The organism is Nocardia sp. NPDC059195 (assembly GCF_042754695.1).
In the GTDB taxonomy this organism is placed as follows: domain Bacteria; phylum Actinomycetota; class Actinomycetes; order Mycobacteriales; family Mycobacteriaceae; genus Nocardia.
In genome coordinates, this window is sequence record NZ_JBHZBG010000009.1 from 129,428 (window position 1) to 145,296 (window position 15,869).

The window sequence follows — 15,869 nt, forward strand, 5'->3', positions numbered from 1 at the left end:
AACAGTCACGAGTGCCAAAGCCATTTTTAGCACTCGGGTGACGAGAGTGCAAGGTCGCGCCCGGGCGCGAAGGACACACCGGGCGCGACCGCCCGCTCAGGCCTCGTCCTGCGCCGAAGCCAGGAACTGATTCAGCAGCTCGACGAGCTCGGCCTCGACGACGGCCTTGTCAAGGCCCACACCGCTGAGTACGCCCGCGCCGTTCTCCTGTTCCAGCAGAGCCAGCAGGATGTGTTCGGTGCCGACGTAGTTATGGCCCAGTCGCAGCGCCTCGCGAAAGGTGAGTTCGAGAACCTTCTTCGTGTCACCGTCGAACGGGATGAGGGCAGGCACGTCACCCTCGGCGGCGGGCAGCGAGGCGGTCGCGGCATCGCGCACCGCGTCCAGCGCGACGCCCCTGGCGACGATCTCCCTAGCGGCCAACCCCTCGGACTGACCGATCAGGCCGAGGATCAGATGCCCGAGCGCGATCTGACCGCTGCCCGAGGCGCGGGCCGCTTCTTGGGCGCCGACGACTACCTGCCGGGCCCGATCGGTGAACTTGGCGAAGCCTGCCTGCGGGTCCATGGCGGCCGTGTCGCTCGGCCCCTTCGGCACGAATCGTTTCTGGACGGCCTGTTTGCTGACACCCATGCTGGAGCCGATGTCGGTCCAGGAGGCGCCGGAACGGCGGGCCTGGTCGACGAAGTGGCCGATCAGGTGGTCGGCCGTCTCACCGAGGTGATTGGCGGCGACCACGGCGTCGGAGAGCTGGTCGAGGACGTTGTCGGGGCGGGCCTTCTTGATGCCGTCGATGAGGTCGTCGAGGCGGAAGTTCGGAGTGCTCATGCGTCAACTGTAGGTTGACGATGTGGGATCGTCAACGGTTGGTTGACGGCAAATTCCTGGCACAGTGGCGTCATGGGGAGAATCCGGCGCTGGGCGCCGCGCATTGTGGGGATTGTCGTGACTTTGGCGTGCCTGGTCGGCGCCGGACGGCTGCTGTGGCCGCAGCCGGGACTCGACGAGCAGCCTGGGGCGACCGAGCGGCAGCTGGCATTCGTGCGTGCCACGCTCGACGAAGGCTCGGATACGGCCGCGCAAGAACTGTTTCCGGAGGGATACGTCTTTTCGAACGTGCTCTACGGTCTCGCCTGGGTGCAGGCCGCGCACACCGATTCGGCACTGCGCGATGACGCGCTGCGGGAAGCACGCTGGGCGCTGGCACGAGTGGAGTCCGACGAGGGTCGCGCGGTTTTCAGCCCTCGGTTGCAGCCCGCGTACGGGGTGTTCTGGGCGGGGTGGACCAACTGGTTGCGCGGGGCGATCTTGTCGCTCGATCACTCCGATACCGCGGCGGTGCACCAGTTCTCCGCGTCCAGCGCCGAGATCGCGCAGGCATTCTCGACGGCTGACACACCATTTCTCCAGGCTTATCAGGGTCAAGCTTGGCCGGTCGATTCGACTGTCGCGATGGCTTCACTTCGCCTGCACGACAAGTTGTTCGGCGCGAAGTACACCGCGGTGATCGATCGGTGGCTGGAGCAGGCGAAGACCCGACTCGATCCCGCGACCGGCCTACTGCCGCATCAGGTTTCATCGGCCGATGGATCGATGATGACCGGTGCGCGAGCCACCTCGCAGACAGCGATACATCGGTTCCTGCCCGAGCTCGACCCAGCGTTCGCGAAGAACCAATACTCGCTCTACCGCGAGCAATTCGTCGCTTACCCAGGCGGTTTCGGGCCTGCCCTTCGTGAATACCCGAAGGGGGTCGAAGGCAGTGGCGATGTCGACTCGGGACCACTGATCGCCGGTATCAGCCTGTCCGCCACCGTTGTCGCACAAGGTGCCGCCCGCGTGAACGGTGATCGCGATTTGGCGGCCGCGATCGGCGCCGAAGGCGAACTGCTCGGGCTACCGGTCAGCCTGCCCGGCTCCAAGCGGTATGCCTTCGGGCTGATGCCGATCGGGGACGCGTTCGTGGTGTGGTCGTCGACGGCGCGCCTGCTGACCGAGCCGACGACGGTGTACGAACGGGATTTGCGCTGGTGGTGGCGGCTGCCGTGGCTGGGCATGCTCATCCTGATCGCGATCGCACCCTGGGCATGGACGTTGGCCGGCCTTGCTCGACACCGGTGGCGTGAAACCGTCACCGACTAACGCCGAACGGATCGCCGCCAACCCGGCGTAATCGTGCAATACGCGGCCCGCCGGTCAGCATTCTGATTCTTCGAGGCCCGATTGCACGATTACGCCAGTCCGATCGGACTATCGCAGACCGACCGTGAAGGCGGTCCCGCGCACGATCAGCTCCTTCATCACCACACCGATTCGGCCCTTGAACACGGTATTCGTCGGGGTGTCGTCCGCCTTGACGAGCTGGAGCACCGCGTCGTTGCGGCCGAGGCTGATGCACTGCGCGACGTAGCGGCCGTTCATCGGCTCGGGTTCGCGACCACGCGCCCGCGCTGTGATCGCGCCGACCACGTATTGGCCGGCGGGAATCGCTGTCGCACAAGCCATCCGCAGCGGGCGGCCGTCCACACCCGCCATCAGCGCGGCGTCGCCGACGGCGTAGATGTCGGGGTGCGACACCGAGCGCAGCGTGTCGTCGGTGCGGATGCGTCCGTCGGCGGCGACCTCGAGGCCCGCCCGACGAGCCAGATCGGGGACGGTGAACCCGGTGGTCCAGACGGTGGTGGCGGCGGGCACCAGGGTGCCGTCGGCGAGCCGGACAGCGTCGGGCAGCACCTCGACAACCTTGACGCCGGAAAGGATCTCGACGCCGAGACGGGTGAGCGCGGCACGGATCGCCTGGTGCGCGCGCGGTGAGAGCCAGGCACCGGGATCTTCGGTACCGAGCAGGCTGATCCGCGAATCCGGATGCGACTCAGCGAGTTCGGTGGCCAGTTCGATGCCGGTCGGGCCCGATCCGACGATGACGATCTGGCCCGACAGCTCCGTCACGTCTTCGGCGATGGCGACGAACTTCGCGTGCTCGGCCGCACCGGGCACGGCGTTGCGGTCGGCCTGGCTGCCGAGCGCGTAGACGAGGGTGTCGTAGTGCAGCGTCCACTCACCGTCGATGGCGACGATCTTGCGGTCCGGGTCCAGATCGGTTGCCCGCGCCTGGATGAACTCGATGCCCTTGCGTTCCAGCGACTTCCGCAGGTCGAGCCGCTTGACCGGTTGGCCCGCGGCGGCCTGGTGCAGACGCACCCGCTGCACGAACTCGGCGCGGCCGTCCACGACGGTGATCTGGGTGTCGCGAGTCTTCTTCGCGAGGGCGCGGGCCGCGGTGAGTCCCGCGTACCCGGCGCCGAGGACGACGATCCGATGCTGACCGGTCATGATCTGGCTCCTTCTCCCGAAATGCCGACACACACCAGACCGATCAGCAGCCGAGTTCCTGACAGGTTCTCGACGTGATCTGGCTCACACCGTTACGGCACTCAATTTGATCGGGTTCACGACCGTGCGAACCGCCGCGATCGAACCCGCTTCGTCGAAGTCGAAGACGAGCACGCCGGCCGGGACCTCGTCCTGGAACATGACCAGACCCACGTCGCCGTTGATCTCGGCGAATTCGAACCGCGACGTCGGAGTCAGGAATCGTCGCAGGTTGGACAGGTAGCGCGCGACCACATCGCCGCCGACCACCGGGATCTTGGCCGCGACAACCTTGCCGCCACCGTCGGCGACCGACACCACGTCGTCGGCGAGCAGTTCGCGCAGACCGCCCACATCGCCGGTCGAGGCCGCCTGCAGGAACTTCTCGATCATCGTGCGCGCGTGCTCGGCCGACACCACATAGCGCTGTTTGCCGGTGCGCACCCGCTGACCGGCCCGATGGAAGACCTGCTGGGTGTTGGCCTCGGTGAGATCGAGCATCTGCGCGATCTCGGCATGCGGATAGCCGAAGGCCTCGCGCAGCACGAACACCGCGCGCTCGATCGGGCTGAGCCGTTCCATCGCGGTGAGCACGGCCAGGGAGACCGACTCGCGTTCCTCGACGGTCCCCAGCGGACCGAGCGCACCGGCGCCGGTCGGCACCGGCTCCGGCAGCCACTGACCGACATAGGTTTCGCGCCGGGCACGGGCCGAAACGAGCTGAGTACGACACAGATTCACGGTGACGGTCGTCAACCACGCTTCGGGATTGGCGATCTCCCCGCGGTCGGCCAGCGCCCACCGCAGATAGATCTCCTGCACAACGTCCTCGGCCTCGCTCGCCGCACCGAACATGCGATATGCCAGTGAGAACAGCCGCGGGCGATGCTCCATGAACTCGGCGACGCCGTCGGATTCCACCTGTTGCCCCCTTTGCCCACTGATCCAGTGCCGCAACGGTACCGCCGCACTCCCCGCCGATCACCACGATGTGGGCGCCGTCTCGCGCGGGCGGCAGAACCTAGTCGTCGTTGCGCGGACGACGCAGACGCAACCGCGCCGACCCGCGAATAGCCGGTCGGCGAATCGCGGGCATCCGCCGCTGCGCCCGCCGCTGCGCACGACGCTCTGCGGGCTTGTGCTGCCAGGTCTCGGGCCGGGCAGCCACCCAGCGGGCCGACCGCCAGGCGAACGGGATGTGTGCCAGGTACAGCGCGACCAAGATCAGCAGCAGCACGATCGGGTAGGTCACCAGCAGCGCGGCAGCCAACGCGGTCAGGACCAGCAGACCCGCTGCGGCCTGGGGAGCGACGGAGACGGACTTCATCGCCAGGGTCGGAATCGTGCTCACGCACAGCAGTGCGGCGAAGACCGTCCAGGCCGCGACGAAGGCGAAACCGTCCCACCAGCCGTCGCCGAACTGCACCTTCAACGCGATCGGCACCAGCGCGATCAACGCACCGGCGGGCGCGGGCACACCGACGAAGTACTCACGCGCCCAATTCGGGCGGGAATCGTCGTCGAGCAGGGTGTTGAAGCGGGCCAGGCGCAAGACCAGGCTCACCGCGAACAGCAGCGCGACGATCCAGCCCGCGCTGTAGCCGTCGAGCAGGGTCACGTAGATGACCAGCGCGGGCGCGACGCCGAAGGAGATGGCGTCCGACAGCGAATCGAGCTCGGCACCCATCTTGGACGTGGCGTCGAGCATGCGCGCGAGCCGACCGTCGAGGGTGTCGAGCACGGCGGCCGCGCCGACCATCGCCAACGAGATAGCGAGCTCACCGTCGAGCCCGAACTTCACCGCCGACAGGCCCGCACACAGCGCGAGGATGGTGACGACGCTCGGCAGCAGCCGTACCGAGCGAGGACGCTTACGAGCCTGTTCGATCATCCCAGCACAGCCAGGACGGTCTCTGCCCCGATCGTGCGCTGCCCGGGGGCAACCAGCAGTTCGGTGCCGACCGGGAAGTACGTGTCGACGCGAGACCCGAACCGAATCAGGCCGTAGGTGTCACCGATGGTGAGCAGGTCACCGACGCGGGCATCGCAGACGATGCGGCGGGCCAGCAGACCGGCGATCTGCACCACGACGATCTGCTGACCGTCGGCGGTGTCGATGACCATGCTGTTGCGTTCGTTGGCATCGGAGGCCTCGGGCAGATCGGCCGAGAGGAACTTGCCCGGCTGATGGTGCACCTCGCGCACGGTTCCGGACACCGGAACGCGCTGCACATGCACATCGAGCACCGACAGGAAGATGCTCACGCGCGGCAACGGCTGATCGCCGAGTCCGAGCTCGACGGGCGGCACCGCGGTGTCGACCAGCGCCACTTCACCGTCGGCGGGCGCGACCACGATGCCCGGCCGATTCGGCGGCACGCGATGCGGGTGCCGGAAGAAGGCCGCGCAGGCCGCGGCAGCGGTCAGACCGGCTCGACGCACCCATTTATTGCGTCCGCCGACGACCGCCACCGCCAAGGGCACCGCGACAAACGGCAGTCCGGCGGGATGAAGCGGGGGCACAGCGGCCCGAACCAGGTCGACGACATGGCCGACGGCGGTGGTATCGGGCGTGCCGGACGGGGTGGGGCGGCGTGCCACGGGCTCCCTCTTTCGTGTGATGACTACAAGCGATCACACCTTACGGGAAGCCCGGGGCAAGCACCCGTGGTCAGTGGACCGATTTACGCCCGGTGAACAGCTTCACCAGGTACAACAGCACGCAGGCGCCGACCAGACAGGTGATGAAGCTGAAAATCCAGCCCGCGCCTTCGACATCGACGCCGAACAGGCTCAGCAGGAAACCGCCGAGCAGACCGCCGATGACCCCGACCACGATGTTGAGCAGGATGCCCTGCTGCGCGTCGGTCTTCATGAACTTGCTCGCGAGCCAACCGGCGAGACCGCCGATGATGATCCAACTGATGATGCCGAGTCCGAGCATGATGTCCTCGATCCCTCGATGGGTCGGCGAGCAATCGCCTTGCAACCAAGATACCCCCGGCCCTCTTGTGACAATCGACACTCGGATCACAATCCGACGCGCTAATATGAGGAAGCCTCATGTCTGAGCGTTCACATGGTGTCCACGCGCGGGCCACGGGCGATGAGGGACAGATTTCGATGCTTCGGGTACACCCAGCGGTGCTGCCGCCGGTTGACAGGTACATAGGAGACACACAATGGCTGCTCGAATCGCCCAGACGACGGGTGCTGAGCACACCGCGATCCTCGGATTGGGTGTCTACCGCCCAGCCCGGGTGGTCACCAACGACGAGGTCGCGGGACCGATCGACTCCAGCGACGAGTGGATCCGCACCCGATCGGGCATCAAGACCAGGCGCTTCGCCTCGGCCTCCGAAACCATCCAATCCATGAGTGTCGCCGCCGCGCGCGACGCGATCGCCGCCGCGGGCGTGCAGGTCGAGCAGATCGACTGCGTCATCGTGGCGACGTCGACGAATCTGGTGCTCACCCCCTCCGTGGGCCCGCGCATCGCCACCGACCTCGGCATGACCGGCGCGGCCGCCTTCGACATCGCGGCGGGCTGCGCCGGGTTCTGTCACGCGGTCGGGATGGCATCGGACCTGGTCCGCGCGGGCACCTCGAACCACGTGCTGGTGGTCGGCGTCGAGAAACTCACCGAGACCATCGATTTCACCGACCGTTCGACAGCGTTCCTGTTCGCCGACGGCGCGGGCGCGGTAGTGATCGGCCCATCGGCCGAGCAGGGCATCGGACCGACCGCCTGGGGTTCGGACGGCACCCAGCACCACGCCATCCGCCAGTCGAAGGACTGGGCGGAGTTCTTCGCCGAGATCGAGGAGAAGGGCACCGACGCGGTGCGCCCGTACCTCACGATGGAGGGCACCGCGGTGTTCCGCTGGGCCGCGCACTCGCTGGAGAAGGTCTGCCGCGAGGCGATCGACCGTGCCGGCCTGACCACCGGCGACCTCGACGCGATGATCCCGCACCAGGCCAACGGCCGGATCATCGAGATCATGGCCAGGGTGCTCGAGCTACCCGAGCACTGCGCGCTGGCCAACGACATCGAGGACTCCGGCAACACCTCGGCAGCATCGGTCCCCCTCGCGATGGAGGCACTGCTGCGCAAGGGCGAATCGAAGCCGGGCGACACGGCACTGCTGATCGCCTTCGGTGCCGGGCTGTCCTATGCGGCACAGATTGTCACCATGCCCGCCTGGAAATAGCTGATCAGCAATTCTCGCGAAACCGGGGTGGCCTGCGTCGAAGCAGGCCGCCGACCGGTTGGCTCGCCGTGTCCACCTTGTCCCACTTGCACCAACTCGGACATGCTGGCAAACTTTTCGCTACCGACGTTTGCTGATCTACGAAGCTCAGCCTCCAGCGTTCCCGTCGTCAAACCCGAGGTGATCGGCCGTGAAACTGCGCTCATTCCTGCCACGCAGGCACATCAACGAGGTCCCGCTCCTGCCGGGACCGGACGACGCCTTCGCCCTCCCCAGCGCGCTCGTGCCGCGCGGCACACGTCTCAAACGCGAGGAACGCCTCGAACGTTTACTCACCCCGAGTGAGCTCGACTTGGTACTGCACCACCAGCTCTGACAATCAGCTCACAGCAAGGGGATACTCGATCGGGTGAGCACTCCCTCGGTAACCAAACCGGCCATTCTGAGCGTTGACGATGATCCCGGCGTGTCGCGGGCCGTGGTGCGCGATCTGCGCCGCCGCTATGGCGCCGACTACCGGATTCTGCGGGCCGAATCGGGGCAGCAGGCGCTGGAGGCGCTGCGAGAGATGAAACTGCGCGGGCAGCCTGTGGCGGTGCTGATCGCCGATTACCGGATGCCCGGCATGGACGGGATCGAATTCCTCGAACAGGCGATGGACCTGCACCCGTATGCGCGCCGGGTGCTGCTCACCGCCTACGCCGACACCGATGCCGCGATCGACGCGATCAATGTCATCGATCTCGACCACTATCTGCTCAAGCCGTGGGATCCGCCGGAGGAGAAGCTGTACCCGGTGATCGACGGGTTGCTCGAGGTGTGGCGCAGTGCCGAGCAGCGGCCGGTGTACGAGACCAAGGTCGTGGGCGATCGTTGGTCGCCGCGGTCTTCGCAGGTGCGAGAGTTCTTGGCGCGCAATCAATTGCCGTATCGGTGGTACCCGGTCGACGAGCCGGAGGGCACCCGGTTGCTCGAGGCGGCAGGCGCGGATCCGCTGACCTGTCCGGTGGTGATCACGGCCGCAGGTACCGCGCTGATCCAGCCGACCGACAGCGAGCTCGCCGAGAACGTCGGGCTCGCCGTCGAACCCAGCGGGGACTTCTACGATCTGATCGTGGTGGGCGGCGGGCCCGCCGGGCTCGGCGCGGCGGTGTACGGCGCGTCGGAGGGGTTGCGCACGGTGCTGGTGGAACGCACGGCCACCGGCGGGCAGGCGGGGCAGAGCTCGCGGATCGAGAACTATCTCGGATTTCCCGACGGGGTGTCGGGGTCGCAGCTGGCGGATCGGGCCCGGCGGCAGGCGGCGAAGTTCGGCGCGGAGATCATCACCACTCGCGATGTGGTCGCGCTCGAGGTCAACGGTTCGGCGCGCACGGTGCGGTTCGCCGATGGCGGAAAGCTGTGCGCACATACGGTTCTGATCGCCACGGGCGTGGACTATCGACGTCATCCGGCGCCGGGTGTGGACGAATTCACCGGGCGCGGTGTGTATTACGGCTCGGCGATGACCGAGGCGGCCGAGTGCGCCGAGCAGGAGGTCTACATCGTCGGCGGGGCCAATTCGGCCGGGCAGGCCGCGGTGTTCCTGTCCCGCAATGCCCGTCGCGTGCACCTGGTTGTCCGGGGCGACTCGCTGGATCGGTCGATGTCGCACTATCTCGTCCAGCAGATCGCGGAGATCCCGAACATCGTGGTACACACCGAGACCGAGGTGGTCGGCGTGGACGGCGACACGCACCTGGAACGGATCATCCTGCGCGACAACAGCACCGGCACCGAAGACAAGGTCGACGCGCAACGACTGTTCCTGTTCATCGGCGCCGCACCGCAGACCGGCTGGCTCGACGGCGTCGTCACCCGCGACGCCGCCGGATACGTGCTGGCCGGACCCGATCTGATGGTCGACGGCGCGCGACCACCCGGCTGGGAACTGCCGCGCCCACCGCAGCATCTGGAGACCAGCGTGCCGGGTGTGTTCGTCGCGGGCGATGTGCACGCCGAATCCGCCAAGCGGGTCGCCTCGGCGGTCGGCGAGGGCGCGATGGCGGTCATGCTCGTCCACCGGTATCTGGCCTAGGCCCTAGGAGATGAGTTCGTTGATCTGCGATCCGGAAGAACTGCGCACGCTGTTCCTGTTCGAGAAGCTCGACGACACCCAGCTCGCCGAGCTGTGCGCCGTCGGGCGCATCGAGTACGTCGACCCTGGTCCGGTGTTCCGCGAGGGCGAACCGGCGACCTGCTTCTACGTGCTGATCGACGGCGAGGTGCGGCTGACCAAGCTGTCCGGTGGGGTGGAGATCGAGATCAACCGGACCGACCATCGCGGGGTGTACGCCGGCGCCTGGATGGCGTATCTGGGCGAGCGGGCGAACCAGAACTACAACGGCTCGATGTACGTGCTGCGCCGCTCCCGGTTCCTGGTCATGGACGCGGCGGATTTCTCCAGGATCATGCACGAGTGGTTCCCGATGGCCGTGCACCTGCTCGAGGGCGCGTTCTTCGGCGGGCAGAAGTCGAGCCAGCGGATCGCCGAACGGGAACGGCTGCTCGCCCTCGGATCGCTGTCGGCCGGGCTCACCCACGAGCTCAACAATCCCGCCGCCGCCGCGGTGCGCGCCACCTCCGGCCTGCGTGAACGCGTGGCCGGTATGCGGCACAAGCTCAAGATGATGGCCGAGGGCAAGTTCCCGGCCGACGCGCTGGTCAAGCTCGTCGAGCTGCAAGAGCAGGCCGCCGAGCAGGTCGCCAAGGCACCGGACCTCAGCCCGCTGGAAGCGGCCGATCGGGAGGACGCGCTGGCCGACTGGTTCGACGAGCGCGGCATCGCCGACGGCTGGAATCTGGCACCGACCTTCGTGCAGGCGGGCCTGGACACCGACTGGCTCGAGGGCGTGCACGCGACGCTGGAAGCGTGCCAGGCGCCGGTGTTCGAGGGTGCGGTGCGCTGGCTGAACTACACCATCGAGACCGAGTTGCTGATGAACGAGATCTTCGACTCGACCACCCGTATCTCCACGCTGGTCGGCGCGGCCAAACAGTATTCGCAGATGGATCGCGCGCCCTATCAGGTCGTCGACCTGCACGAACTGCTCGATTCCACGCTGGTGATGCTCAACCGCAAACTCGGTGACGGCGTACATGTGGTGAAGGACTACGACCGCGGCCTGCCGCCGATCCCCTGCTTCGCCGCCGAGCTCAATCAGGTGTGGACCAACCTGATCGACAACGCGGTCTACGCGATGGGCGGCGAGGGCACCCTGACGATCCGCACCTTCAAGGAAAACGACTGCGCCGCCATCGAAATCGGCGATACCGGGCCGGGCATTCCGCCCGAGGCGCGTGGTCGCATCTTCGAGCCCTTCTTCACCACCAAACCGGTCGGCGACGGTACCGGCCTCGGCCTCGACATCTCGTTCCGGATCGTGGTCAACAAGCACAACGGCGACATCCGGGTCGAATCGGAACCCGGCAACACGCGGTTCATCGTCCGTCTGCCCCTGAAGCCGGCAGCGGAGGATGTGAGCACACCTAGTACAGGAGGTCAGGATGGCTGAAGCGGGGATCGATCCGAGCGTGCCGCCCAGTGGCGCCGGTTGCGCCGAGTGCGACGAGAGCGGCGGCTGGTGGGTGCATCTGCGCCGCTGCGCCGAATGCGGGCACGTCGGCTGCTGCGACAGCTCCCCCAGCAAGCACGCGACCAAGCACTTCGAGGCCACCGCGCACCCGTTCATGCAGAGCTACGAACCGGGCGAGGACTGGTTCTACAACTTCTCCAGCGGGGAGATGTACAGCGACGGTCCCGAACTAGCCCCGCCGACCAGCCACCCGACCGATCAATCCGCCCCCGGCCCGGCCGCCCGCGTACCCGCCAACTGGCAATCGCTCATGAGCTGACCTGGTAAACATCCCGAAGATCCCACCTGGCCGACATCGTATGTCTCTACCCCAAGGGGCCCGCCCTGATCTGGACTGAGCGGAGGGTGCGACGAAGGAGTACCCGGAGGGAGGGAAGATCAGGGGCTCGAAGGGCCCCGCTCGAGCGCGCCAGCGCTCCAAATTAAGGCTTCATCGCGGCGGCCTCGGCGACCGGCTTGTCGGCATTGGCCGGCACCAGGCAGACCAGCTTCACGGTGCTGAGCGCCACGTTGGGGCTGCCGTCGAACGGGCCACCGGGGTTTTCCGCGAGGATCTTGTCGATCGCCTGCTTCTCGCCGTCCGCGTCGAGGGACTTGAACTGCGTGCAGGTGATGTCGGCGCTCACGGCGGCAGCGGTCGGCGCCGCGCTCGAGGTGGGCGCTGTGGTGGTGGCGGGCGCGCTGGAGCTCGGCGTGCCCTTGCGCAGCCCGCTCGCATCGGTGGAGTCGTCGCCGGAACCGCACCCGACCAGTGTCAGGGTCAGTGCCCCGGCGGCCAGAACGACGAGGGAGATTCGGTTCATCTGCTGCTTTCCCCGATAGATCGCGGCGCCGGTACCTCCGGCGCGTCCGGTGCAGCGTACCGACTTGCGGCGATAGTTCATCATGTCAGCCAGAATGGCCCTCTGACCTTGCAGGCGGCCTATCGATTCCTGATCGCGCCGCGAAGCGGCAGAATGGGGCGGTGGCTGAACTTTCGCTCACCGCCCGGCTCAACCCCTCCGCAGCCGATGCCCGCCGCGGGGTGGTTCGCTTGCACCCCGAGACACTGACCGCGCTCGGCCTGCGCGAGTGGGACGGCATCTCCCTGATCGGCGCGCGCAGGACCGCGGCGGTGGTGGCGAAGGCGCCGGCGGACAGTCCGCCGGGGGTAGCCCTGCTCGATGACGTGACGCTGTCGAATGTGGGGTTGCGGGAGAACGCGGCGGTGACGGTCGCCCCGGTGACGGTCTTCGGCGCCAAACAGATCTCGCTGAGCGGCTCGGCGCACGCGATGGCCAGCATTCCGGCGGCCACCCTGCGGCAGGCGCTGCTCGGCAAAGTGGTGACCGTGGGTGACACGGTGTCGCTGCTACCGCGCGATCTCGGACCCGATATCAGTTCCTCGGCGGCCACGCAGGCGCTCTCGCGCGCCTTCGGTATCGCCTGGACCACCGAGCTGCTCACTGTGACGGCGATCGAGCCGATGCCGGGACCGGTGAGCGTGCAACCGAATTCGGCCGTCGGCTGGGGTGCGGGCGCGGCCGCGATCCAGCACACGCTGGAACGTGACGGCGAGACGCACCAGCCTGCGGGAAGCACGGCTGGGCAGCAGTGGCTTTCGGAGTCTGATCAGCCGGTACCGGTTGCCGTGAAGGTGAGTTCGGGGAGCACACCGATCCAGGTCGAGGACCTGGCCGGGGTGCAGAGTCAGGCGGGCAAGCTGGCCGAATGGCTGAGCTTGGCGCTCGACGAACCCGAGTTGCTCAAGACGCTCGGCGCACCGGCGCATCTCGGGGTGCTCATCACCGGCCCGGCCGGGGTCGGCAAGGCCACGTTCGCCAAAGCTGTTGCCGCACCGCGTCGCATCGTCGAGGTCGACGGTCCGAGCGTCGGCGCCACCGAGAGCGGCACCCGGCTGCGCGAGGTCGCCGAGGCGGTCGCCGATGTCGCCACCGGACAGGGCGGCGTGCTGCTGATCACCGATATCGACGCACTGCTACCCGCCGAGGCCGAACCCGTCGCCACCCTGATTCTCGACCAGCTCCGGGCTGCGGTGCGCGCGCCGTGCGTGGCCCTGCTGGCCACCACCGCCCATCCGGCACAGGTGGATTCGCGGCTGCGGGCACCGGACCTGTGCGACCGCGAACTGGCACTGCCGCTGCCGACCGCGGCGATCCGGCGGGCACTGCTCGAACACTTGCTGCGCAAGGTGCCTGCCGGAAAACTCGATCTCGAGACGATCTCCTCGCGCACACCGGGTTTCGTGGTGGCAGACCTGACAGCGCTGTGCCGGGAAGCGGCCGTGCGCGCGGCAGGCCGGGCCAGCCGCGAACACACCGAACCCGCACTCATTCAGGACGACCTGATCGGCGCACTCGAGGTGATCCGGCCGCTGTCACGTTCGGGGACAGAGGAATTGGCGATCGGATCGCTCGACCTCGACGACGTCGGCGACATGGTCGAAACCAAACAGGCACTCACCGAAACGGTGCTGTGGCCGCTGCGCCACCCCGACTCGTTCGCCCGTCTCGGTGTCGAACCGCCCCGCGGCGTCCTGCTCTACGGGCCACCCGGCTGCGGCAAAACCTTCCTCGTGCGGGCACTGGCAGGCACCGGCCAGCTCAGTGTGCACGCGGTGAAAGGCGCTGAGCTGATGGACAAGTGGGTCGGTTCCTCGGAACGCGCGGTGCGCGAACTGTTCCAGCGGGCCCGCGACTCGGCACCGTCGCTGATCTTCCTCGACGAGGTCGACGCGCTCGCCCCCCGCCGCGGCCAGAGCAGCGACTCCGGGGTGTCGGACCGGGTGGTAGCCGCACTGCTCACCGAACTCGACGGTGTCGAACCCCTGCGCGACGTGGTGGTGGTCGGCGCGACCAACCGCCCCGAACTGATCGACCCCGCACTGTTGCGGCCGGGCCGGCTCGACCGCCTCGTCTTCGTCCCACCGCCGGACGGCCCGGCGCGGCTCGAGATCCTGCGCACGGCGGGCCGCTCGGTTCCGCTCGCCACCGACGTCGACCTGGCCGTCCTGGCAGAGGATCTCGACGGCTACTCGGCCGCCGACTGCGCCGCCCTGCTCCGCGAGGCCGCGCTCTCGGCACTGCGCCGCGATATGGCCGCCGCCGACGTCACCGCCGAGGACGTGGCCACGGCCCGCGCCACCGTGCGCCCGTCCCTCGATCCCGCACAGGTCGAATCGCTGCGCCGCTACGCGGAGAGCAGGGCCTGATCTCGGCCACCGGAACTCGCCACCTACCGATCCGGACACGACATCCCAGGTGGAGGGGGTAGTCGCCGGTATCGTCGGCACGGTGCCCAAGATCGGTGATGGTCTGGACGTGGTCACGGCATTCGCCGGGGCCGCGACCGCGGGAATGTCGCTGTTCCTGCCGTTCAGCTTCGGTGACGAGTCGGGGATCGATTCGCCGTACCGCGTCACCAGTGTGATCAACAGCGTGCCCCGCGCGGCCGCGCTCGGCCTCATCGTCGCTGTCGTCGTCGCCGTGCTGGCCAGGCCGGTCACCCGGCCGGGGCTGATCTGGCTCACCGCGACGGGCGGGGCGACGGCCTTGGCGATCAACTACTTCATCGGCCAGGCGATGACCTCCGCCGATGTGATCACCACCCAGAACTACATCGACTCGCTGTGCGGCGGTGTGCTGTTCGGCGCGCTGTGCATCTGCGCGTGGCGGATGCGCTGGTCGGCGGTCGGTTTCGGGCTCGGGGTCCTGGTCGTGTTCGTCTACGGCCAAGTCGTCGCGGTGTTCACCTCGAACACCTCGGCGACGGCGGACAAGGCCGTGCACACCCCGTTCTGGCTGGTCGGCGCCGCGGTCGTCCTCCTCGCGGTGAACACCGCGCGCCACCGGCACGGCATCATGCTGTCCGCGGTGCCGCGCATAGCAGCGGATCTGCCGATCACCCCGATCATCGCCACCACTGTGCTGTCGCTGTCGCTACTGATCGCCACCGACTGGCTCGGCGCCGAGTTCGACGGACGGGACGTGACCACCTGGCACATCGTGGTCGCCGTGATCGTCACGCTCGTGGCGGCGTTCGTGGCCGCCACGCTGCTGCCCGGCCGCGACGGCACCGGTGTCCTGCTCGCGGTGAGCGTTGCCGCGGCAGCCGATTCGCTCGGTGACGCGCCGAGTCTCGGTTGGCATCTTCTCGTCGTTCTCGGCGTCGGTGTAGTCGCCATCCTGGCGGGCCTGCGATGGGCGACACCGTGGGGCGTGCTGCTCGGCGTCGCCGCGATCTGCGGTTTCGCCACGGTGGGCGAACACCTGCCGTGGGCGTTCGTGTGGCCGGCCGGGGTGGTGCTGGTGACCGGTGTCGCCGGCTACTTCATCGGTTCGATCCGGGTCACCTACCTGCCGAGCGCGATGCTCGGGCTCGGCGCGCTGTACCTGCCGTCGATCCTGTGGGCGATTCCCACCGGGCAGCGGCACTGGCCGACGAGCAACACCGCCGTTGCCGAGCGGGTGCCGGGCCTGGTCGCGCTGGCCATCACCGTCGGTGCCGCGGCCGGACTCGCGGTGCTGTACCAGATCCGGCCCGCCGCGCCGCCACGGGTGGCCCAGCCATAGCCACACCGCACCCGACATGGCCGACGCGACAACCTCGGTGCCACCGAACATCTCGTTCGCGCCCGTAGGATCGGGGCGCG

General features: G+C 67.9%; 15 protein-coding genes. 8 read left to right on the forward strand and 7 right to left on the reverse strand.

Translation table 11 applies throughout. From position 1 onward, the window contains the following. Positions 1–96 precede the first annotated feature (96 nt). Positions 97–828, reverse strand: coding sequence for a Clp protease N-terminal domain-containing protein (locus ACFXKN_RS14270; protein WP_378942055.1), 732 nt, complete (start codon positions 826–828; stop codon positions 97–99). A 72-nt stretch (positions 829–900) separates the two neighbouring features. On the opposite strand from ACFXKN_RS14270, the gene ACFXKN_RS14275 reads away from it, so the two are divergent. Further along, positions 901–2,142 (forward strand): hypothetical protein, encoded by a 1,242-nt coding sequence (locus tag ACFXKN_RS14275; protein WP_379433103.1) that lies wholly within the window; start codon positions 901–903, stop codon positions 2,140–2,142. A 108-nt stretch (positions 2,143–2,250) separates the two neighbouring features. Here ACFXKN_RS14275 and ACFXKN_RS14280 read toward each other — a convergent pair whose 3' ends face one another. From ACFXKN_RS14280 to ACFXKN_RS14300, 5 genes are all read right to left on the reverse strand, one after another. Continuing rightward, positions 2,251–3,333: an NAD(P)/FAD-dependent oxidoreductase gene (locus ACFXKN_RS14280; protein ID WP_379433104.1), complete on the reverse strand. Its 1,083-nt coding sequence runs from the start codon at positions 3,331–3,333 to the stop codon at positions 2,251–2,253. Between the two features lie 84 nt (positions 3,334–3,417). After that, on the reverse strand, positions 3,418–4,293 hold the full coding sequence (locus tag ACFXKN_RS14285; RefSeq protein WP_379433105.1) for an RNA polymerase sigma-70 factor: 876 nt from the start codon (positions 4,291–4,293) through the stop codon (positions 3,418–3,420). A 100-nt stretch (positions 4,294–4,393) separates the two neighbouring features. Then, on the reverse strand, positions 4,394–5,263 hold the full coding sequence (locus ACFXKN_RS14290; RefSeq protein ID WP_378942080.1) for a CDP-alcohol phosphatidyltransferase family protein: 870 nt from the start codon (positions 5,261–5,263) through the stop codon (positions 4,394–4,396). Then, the gene (locus tag ACFXKN_RS14295; RefSeq protein WP_379433106.1) at positions 5,260–5,973 is read right to left on the reverse strand and encodes a phosphatidylserine decarboxylase; all 714 of its coding nucleotides are present in this window, start codon (positions 5,971–5,973) and stop codon (positions 5,260–5,262) included. The genes ACFXKN_RS14290 and ACFXKN_RS14295 overlap by 4 nt, the downstream gene beginning before the upstream one ends. A 70-nt stretch (positions 5,974–6,043) precedes the next feature. Further along, the gene (locus ACFXKN_RS14300) at positions 6,044–6,316 is read right to left on the reverse strand and encodes a GlsB/YeaQ/YmgE family stress response membrane protein (RefSeq protein WP_378942091.1); all 273 of its coding nucleotides are present in this window, start codon (positions 6,314–6,316) and stop codon (positions 6,044–6,046) included. A gap of 238 nt (positions 6,317–6,554) precedes the next feature. On the opposite strand from ACFXKN_RS14300, the gene ACFXKN_RS14305 reads away from it, so the two are divergent. The 5 genes from ACFXKN_RS14305 (at position 6,555) to ACFXKN_RS14325 (ending at position 11,477) form a co-directional block, all read left to right on the forward strand. After that, positions 6,555–7,583 carry a beta-ketoacyl-ACP synthase III gene (locus ACFXKN_RS14305; protein WP_378942100.1) on the forward strand — a complete coding sequence of 343 codons (1,029 nt, stop codon included), beginning with the start codon at positions 6,555–6,557 and terminating at the stop codon, positions 7,581–7,583. A 190-nt stretch (positions 7,584–7,773) separates the two neighbouring features. Then, positions 7,774–7,959 carry a hypothetical protein gene (locus ACFXKN_RS14310; RefSeq protein ID WP_378942107.1) on the forward strand — a complete coding sequence of 62 codons (186 nt, stop codon included), beginning with the start codon at positions 7,774–7,776 and terminating at the stop codon, positions 7,957–7,959. A 33-nt stretch (positions 7,960–7,992) separates the two neighbouring features. After that, complete coding sequence (locus ACFXKN_RS14315) at positions 7,993–9,660, forward strand: FAD-dependent oxidoreductase (RefSeq protein WP_378942111.1); 1,668 nt, start codon at positions 7,993–7,995, stop codon at positions 9,658–9,660. Between the two features lie 10 nt (positions 9,661–9,670). After that, the gene (locus ACFXKN_RS14320; protein ID WP_379433107.1) at positions 9,671–11,137 is read left to right on the forward strand and encodes an ATP-binding protein; all 1,467 of its coding nucleotides are present in this window, start codon (positions 9,671–9,673) and stop codon (positions 11,135–11,137) included. Then, entirely contained in the window at positions 11,130–11,477 is a 348-nt protein-coding gene (locus ACFXKN_RS14325; protein WP_378942125.1) for a UBP-type zinc finger domain-containing protein, read from the forward strand. The genes ACFXKN_RS14320 and ACFXKN_RS14325 overlap by 8 nt, the downstream gene beginning before the upstream one ends. A 163-nt stretch (positions 11,478–11,640) precedes the next feature. Here ACFXKN_RS14325 and ACFXKN_RS14330 read toward each other — a convergent pair whose 3' ends face one another. After that, positions 11,641–12,105 (reverse strand): hypothetical protein, encoded by a 465-nt coding sequence (locus tag ACFXKN_RS14330; protein ID WP_378942128.1) that lies wholly within the window; start codon positions 12,103–12,105, stop codon positions 11,641–11,643. Between the two features lie 77 nt (positions 12,106–12,182). Here ACFXKN_RS14330 and ACFXKN_RS14335 point away from each other — a divergent pair, with 77 nt between their 5' ends. Together ACFXKN_RS14335 and ACFXKN_RS14340 are read left to right on the forward strand one after the other, a co-directional pair. Continuing rightward, positions 12,183–14,429, forward strand: coding sequence for an AAA family ATPase (locus tag ACFXKN_RS14335; RefSeq protein ID WP_378942135.1), 2,247 nt, complete (start codon positions 12,183–12,185; stop codon positions 14,427–14,429). Between the two features lie 82 nt (positions 14,430–14,511). Beyond that, the gene (locus ACFXKN_RS14340) at positions 14,512–15,789 is read left to right on the forward strand and encodes a hypothetical protein (RefSeq protein ID WP_378942139.1); all 1,278 of its coding nucleotides are present in this window, start codon (positions 14,512–14,514) and stop codon (positions 15,787–15,789) included. Positions 15,790–15,869 lie beyond the last annotated feature (80 nt).